At 36.6% G+C, this 6,504-nt stretch carries 6 protein-coding genes; all 6 read right to left on the bottom strand.

Annotation, left to right across the window (positions count from 1 at the left end; genetic code table 11):
* Nucleotides 1-173, bottom strand: a 173-nt coding sequence (locus AC1TO6_RS17810; protein WP_482102969.1) for a dihydrodipicolinate synthase family protein, incomplete at its 3' end; no start/stop codon positions are given.
* Between the two features lie 100 nt (nt 174-273).
* A complete protein-coding gene (locus AC1TO6_RS17805; protein ID WP_482102963.1) occupies nt 274-1,290 on the bottom strand; it encodes a TRAP transporter substrate-binding protein in 1,017 nt (338 codons plus the stop codon).
* A gap of 23 nt (nt 1,291-1,313) precedes the next feature.
* Nucleotides 1,314-2,597, bottom strand: coding sequence for a TRAP transporter large permease (locus AC1TO6_RS17800; protein ID WP_482102962.1), 1,284 nt, complete (start codon nt 2,595-2,597; stop codon nt 1,314-1,316).
* A gap of 18 nt (nt 2,598-2,615) precedes the next feature.
* A complete protein-coding gene (locus AC1TO6_RS17795; protein WP_482102968.1) occupies nt 2,616-3,125 on the bottom strand; it encodes a TRAP transporter small permease in 510 nt (169 codons plus the stop codon).
* A 371-nt stretch (nt 3,126-3,496) separates the two neighbouring features.
* Nucleotides 3,497-4,051, bottom strand: coding sequence for a helix-turn-helix domain-containing protein (locus tag AC1TO6_RS17790; protein ID WP_482102961.1), 555 nt, complete (start codon nt 4,049-4,051; stop codon nt 3,497-3,499).
* A gap of 939 nt (nt 4,052-4,990) precedes the next feature.
* Nucleotides 4,991-6,295, bottom strand: a complete 1,305-nt coding sequence (locus AC1TO6_RS17785) for an alkaline phosphatase (protein ID WP_482102960.1) — start codon at nt 6,293-6,295, stop codon at nt 4,991-4,993.
* Between the last annotated feature and the right edge of the window lie 209 nt (nt 6,296-6,504).

The raw sequence follows: 6,504 nt of genomic DNA, 5'->3' as shown, positions 1-6,504 counted from the left end.
CGCTCTTCCCTTGTCAAGCTGACGAACTCACCTGTACTGCCATTTATCGCAAGACCTGCCACACCTGCATTGATGAAATGCTCAATGTTGTTTCTGAATCCGTCCCAATCGATTTCCTTTTCGTTGATCATTGGTGTTACTAGTACTGGGAATACCCCTTCAAGTTTTACCATAATAAATTCCTCCTCATAGTTTTAAATGCTTATCTTTTATTTTTCTTACTCAATTCTATAATCTTAAGCTTTCCTATATATCATCTAGCCTTTTGCAGCTTTACTTTGATTTTGCCTCTAGTATTTCATCATAAAGCGATTGCCCATCGGGGATGCTCTTAATAAGTGAATCATGGGTTTTTTCCGCTTTTTCTTTGAATCCTGATAAATCAGTTTCAACAATTTTCACGCCGTCTTTTTCTGCGTTTTTAAGTGACTCATCATAAGCCTGTGCATAAAACTCGATACCTTTCTTTAGACCTGCATCAGCAGCTTCTTGCAATATCTTTCTCTGGTTATCCGAAAGATCATTCCACTGCTTTTGGGACATAACTAATAGCGCAGGGAGGTAGTGTGATTTTGTTAAATTGTAATACTTAGCTACTTCGCTGAATCGATCATTCATGAATTGGTCAGGTGAAATATCACCACCATTTACAACACCTTGCTGTAATGACATGTAAACTTCTGAATAGGCCATAGGTGTGGGTTGTGCACCAAAGGCTTTATATGTTTCAACGTACCCTGGCGCCTGCATAACACGTAACTTCAAACCTTTCATGTCTGAAACATCTTTAATTTCTTTGTCAGAAAACACATTTCTTTCCATAGCTGTCAACCAGCCTAAACCAATTAGTTGGTGTTCTTCAAGCATATCCAAGTATTTCTTTCCAACATCACCTGCTAATACTTCATTAGCTTGTTCGAGATTATCGAACAAGTATGGAATGTCAAAAATCTCATATTCTTTAACTGTGTTTTCTAATGCAGCTTGTCCCGTAACAAACATAGAGATTGTTCCGGAGCGAGCAGCTTGAATCATTTTTATTTCATCCCCTAATTGAGATTGCGGAAATGATGTAATCTTGATAGACCCTCCAGATTTCTCATCCGCAATTTTTGTCATCTCGTCAATCATCACTTGATAATGACTATCAGGTGTTAAGATATGCCCTATTTTTAATTCTACGTTTTCCTCTTCACCGTTCGCACTAGCGTTAGTAGAATCATCGGAACAACCCGCAACAATCATCATCAAAATTGACATCGAAACTATGAAATATAATGCTTTCCTCATTCTTCTCACTCCTATTATTTTTATTAGTTTATTATTGAAGGTAACCATGTTGACAAAGGTGCCCAGTAACTGATTATTATCAAATCGAAAACTAGAACTGCTAAGAATATTAGTAATGGCCTAATTAATTGGTCTATACGGATATTTGCAATTTCACAAGCGACAAACAAGTTAACACCTAAAGGTGGTGTAACCATCCCTATAGCTAAGTTTACTATCATAATCATTCCAAAATGTATTGGATCAATGCCATATATCACGGCAACAGGCGCTAAAATAGGTCCTAAAACTATGATTGCTGCTAATGTTTCAATAAACATTCCTGTAATCAACAAGAAGATATTTGTTAGCAACAAGAAGACTAAGGGACTATCCGATAAACTTATAACTAAGTCACTTAACTTATGTGGAACTTGTTCAATCGTTAGGATATACGAAAAAACCGAAGCAAAAGCCACAATAACTAAAATGATTGATGTAGAAATAGCGGACTTTGTAAAGATTGGCATGAGATCCTTCCATTTCAGTTCTTTATAGATGAACATACCAATAAATAAGCTATAGAACACTGCGACCACAGCCGCTTCAGTCGGCGTGAACAAACCAAAATAGATACCACCGAGTATTATGATGGGCATGAGCATTGCAAACAGAGACTTACGGAATGCAACCCATAGATTTCTCGCCCATTCCCCTACTGTTATCACTTCTACTTCATCGTAACCTTTTACTCTTGCGATAATGACAACAGTAACCATTAACGAGATTCCAATAAAGATACCTGGAAGAATTCCAGCTATAAATAGACTTCCTACAGATACATTTGCAACTAATCCATAAACAATCATTGGTATCGATGGAGGTATTATTGCCCCCAACTCTCCAGATGACGCTGCTACTGCTGTAGCAAAGGGTTTCGGATATTTCTTTTTAGTCATTTCAGGTATTAAAGTTGTACCAATTGCAGCCGTAGTAGCGGAAGATGAGCCTGAAAGCGTTGCAAAAAACATGGATGTCAGTACAGCAACCGAACCAAGTCCACCACGAAACCATCCAACTAATGCATTGGCTAAACCTATCAGTCTCGTTGCGATACCTCCTGTTTGCATTAAATTACCCGCTAATATAAAAAACGGAATTGCCATTAGAGTAAATGAATCTAGGCTCTCAAATATATTTTGCGCTAATACACTCAATGAAAGGTCATTGAGTTTTAAAGTAATAACAGAAGAAAATCCTAATGATACTGCGATCGGCACTGAACACAAGAACAAAAATAGCATTGTAATAAATAGTATTTGGATCATTGGCTCATCCCCTTACCTCTAAATAAGGTCAACTTCTTCATCAATTGTCACACCCCTAATATCTTGTTTATTGTGAATTATTTCTATTAAGTACGCCAAAGTGTTTATTATCATCAAAGCAGCCCCTACCATCATGGAAGCGTATACATAAACTTTACTGATTTTCATCACAGGTGCAGTCTCAGTAAAACCGAATTGGAACCACTCAATTCCAACAACAAACAAAATAATATAAAATACTAAACTTACGATATGGGCGAAAAACTTTAATACTTTTCCCCATTTCTCTTTTAAAGCAAATACTATTGAATCAATTGCTATAAGTTTGGCTCTTCTAGTCGCAATTGCACTACCTATAAACGTCAACCAAATCATTAAATACTTAGCTATTTCTTCTGACCAAGGAATTGAGAATTGCTCAAAAATAAACCTTACTAATACCTGCATCATTACTACAACAGCCATGACCATTAAAATGAAAGCCAATACTTTCTCCGCAATCGAATTTATTTTATCTACAACTTTCACAAAGATCAAAGTGTCCCCTCCTAAATGCCCTCTACTTTTCAGGGTGGAATTACATATTTAACGAACAAAATACTCTACTTCTCTTATTTATAGTATTTCTCTTTCTATAGACTAAATTACATTAAAATCAGTTTTCGGCCTAATCGTTGACAGTATACTCAATTAATTTAGCGCGGAATTTTAAAACACTTAATTTAGTATCACTTAAATTTTTACACCTCCACTTCAATTAGTATCCAAAAAAAATACCACATTTGGATGAATCTCAATAAATTCATTCTTGTGTTAATTATAATCACAATTAAGCCATTGTCAATTAGTTTTTACAATTATTTTGTATTTTTTGAATACTTTTTTTCGATATAAACCGTTCACCTTATCCTGTTCGTAGGAGCTATCACAATTAACAGTTTTACTGGATTTTCGGAGTCATTAAACCAAGTGTGAGGCGTTGTAGACTCAATATGCAGACTATCCCCCAGATTTAAAAGATGTTCTTCATTATCTAAAATAACAGTTAATACTCCTTCTAATACATACAAAAATTCTTGTCCCTTATGAGAATAGGGTTTTTTTTGCTGTTCGCCTGGTAACAGTGTAGCTATAATTGGCTCAAATATGGGATTTGGGAAGCTACCCGATAAATTGGAATAACTAAAGTTCACATCTTTATAGTTTTGTTCTTCACGCTCTACTCTTCTAGTGATATTGGCACTATCTGCGTCATGTAAATTAAAAAAGTGGCTAACATTTACTTCAAGTGCTTCTGAAATCTTCTTTAATGATGTTAAAGTAACGGAACTTTTAGACCTTTCCACCTGAGATAAAAAGCTAATTGATAGCCCACTTTTTTTAGAAACCTCATTTAATGTCATTCTTTTCATTAATCTTAAGTCTTTAACACTTGGTCCTAAATTTTTATCCATCATTAACTCCCCTATCCACTGAAAATTCAATTCAATATTTATAGATTATCATACTTTCTACTACTAGAGATAATTTTTCACTCTATTAATAATACTATGACTCTCTATGTCAAGGTCGCATGCTTTCATAAGTTATAGTAATCGTGAACGATGCATGATAGACAAATTAAACCAAGGATTCTTGAATCACTTCAGTTGAACGTTAAGGTCACGGTATATATTACAACTACTTCTGTACACGACTTTTCACCGCTATGTATAGTCTAGCTACTCGAACTGAGTGAATCATCAACAGGATACTTTCCTAGAATAAGTTAATACATCGGTCACTTTCGACAGTCGATACTGCTGTAAAAAAGCTGTAATACGGTTAATTTGTCTACTCCAATTTTTGATAACTGTCTAGAAATTATGGTAGACGGTAATTAAAAAATCACTTCTCCCATTACGAGGAGTGGCACATTTTGGCTATGCGGTGACTGGCATCAAGTCAACTTCCTCGCCCACCGCCCCACTACTTCAACTAAAAAAACACCGAAAACCTATCGACATCTAGTCGAATGGGTTTCCGGCGTTTTTTGTTTATTCTCGATCAAAAAGTCCGCTATGCAGGATCCATCTGTTCTTCATCTGATACCCACCCTTTCCTCGAAGTCCTTATGTAGGATTATACCTCCTATTATATCAACTCACAGCTTAGAAAGATGACAGTTATTAGACTCTTTAGTCAACTTTTTAAAAACAGATTTTCAATCGATAGTCTTGTTACTATTTTATGAGCCCGAATCAGATTTCACCTATGCGACTGAAATTAGTTTTCGGATTAGTATTCATGTTTGTACTAATATATACTTGCTGACCCCGAAATAAAAAATGACCGCACCTCTTTGTATAGAGGAACGGTCCTGTGTCTCATTATATAAGCGGTTATATCAGAGCTTATTTAAATGGTATTTTCATTGCTTCAGCCATCAGTTTTGGGAAATCTGTATTTTCGATTAGTCCTGCAAATTTATGGGCTTGTGTGCCGTAAGCGTAAACAGGAATATCTGTTCCAGTATGTCCAGTGTGCGTCCAACCAACAGATGCGTGCTTGGAAATGATTGAGTTAATCTGGAATGCTGGATTGCTTGCTTGTTTGATTTGGTTAATTTCAGTTTCTGATAATGTCATGCCCGTATATTCCAATACGATTTCTTGAATATTACTTTTTTCTTCGTTTAATTGTGATGCCATGAAATCGCCTGTTGCTGTCACATCTTTAAGGATTTCCAAATTCACATCTGATCCACCGTTACCGCCGACAGACATACCACCAGTGTCATGGTCTCCTGCGATGACGACTAACGTTTTCTTATCTTTTTTCGCAAAATCCAGTGCAGCTTCTACTGCATTTTCAAAAGCTTCAGCGTCTTTCATCGCCCATGCTGCATCATTATCATGACCAGCCCAATCGATTTGACTACCTTCAACCATTAAAAAGAACCCATCTTTATCATTACTTAAAACGTCGATAGCTGCTGATGTCATTTCTTGTAAGCTAGGCTCATCAGTGTTCTCACGGTCCAATTCGGGGGATAAACTATCCTCCGCAAAAAGACCGATTAATTTATCTGTTTTCTTTACATTCATTAAGGATTGCTTCTCGGATACAATTTCATAACCATCCTGTTTTGCTTTATTTAATAAATCATCACTAAAATACTTTTTACCCCCGCCAAGAAGAACATCAACATCACTTTGAAGGAGTTGTGGTGCAATGTCTTTTTCATTGGCGCGCGTTTCAACATGCGAACCGAACACTGCAGGTGTGGCATGGGTAATCGTTGAAGTTGCGACCAATCCCGAAGATTTCCCGCTCTTTTCAGCAGCTTGTAAAATCGTTTCGAGTTTATTGCCAGCCGGATCCATGCTAATTACCCCATTGTTCGTTTTCGCTCCGGTTGCCATTGCGGTTCCAGCTGCGGCAGAATCCGTCACTGCCGAGTTTGCAGAATATGTCCTGTGCATACCAACGAGATGTGGATCCATTACCGATTCTTCCCCTTTATACAATCGATAATTTGTCGCATACGAACTGGAGTATCCATCTGGAATCATAAAAATGATGTTCTCTACTTTTTCATTCGATTCGGGATTTTTTGCTTCAGCGGGTTGCAGTGATGTGATCCCCGCAAAACTTCCTACAGTAAAACTCCCAGCAATCGCAATGATCATCATCTTTTTCTTCAACGTTTTCTTCAATTAAACTCCTCCTTCGAAGTAACTTACAGCTTAACTCTATCTCCAGTTTGTTAACGTAGTATTAAACTAGTGTATCTATATTGTTAATCTTCCTTGCATTGAACTAGCTAAACTTTAGGAGTAATCTATGAAAATAGTTAATACCAAAAAAACAGCCACTCACATAGATGGCTGATCTTTAGTATTGCTATATAGGGAACGATAAAATA

This window comes from Sporosarcina sp. Y352 (assembly GCF_056786535.1).
The sequence above is the reverse complement of the archived record's forward strand: the minus strand, read 5'-3'. Positions and strand labels throughout refer to the sequence as shown.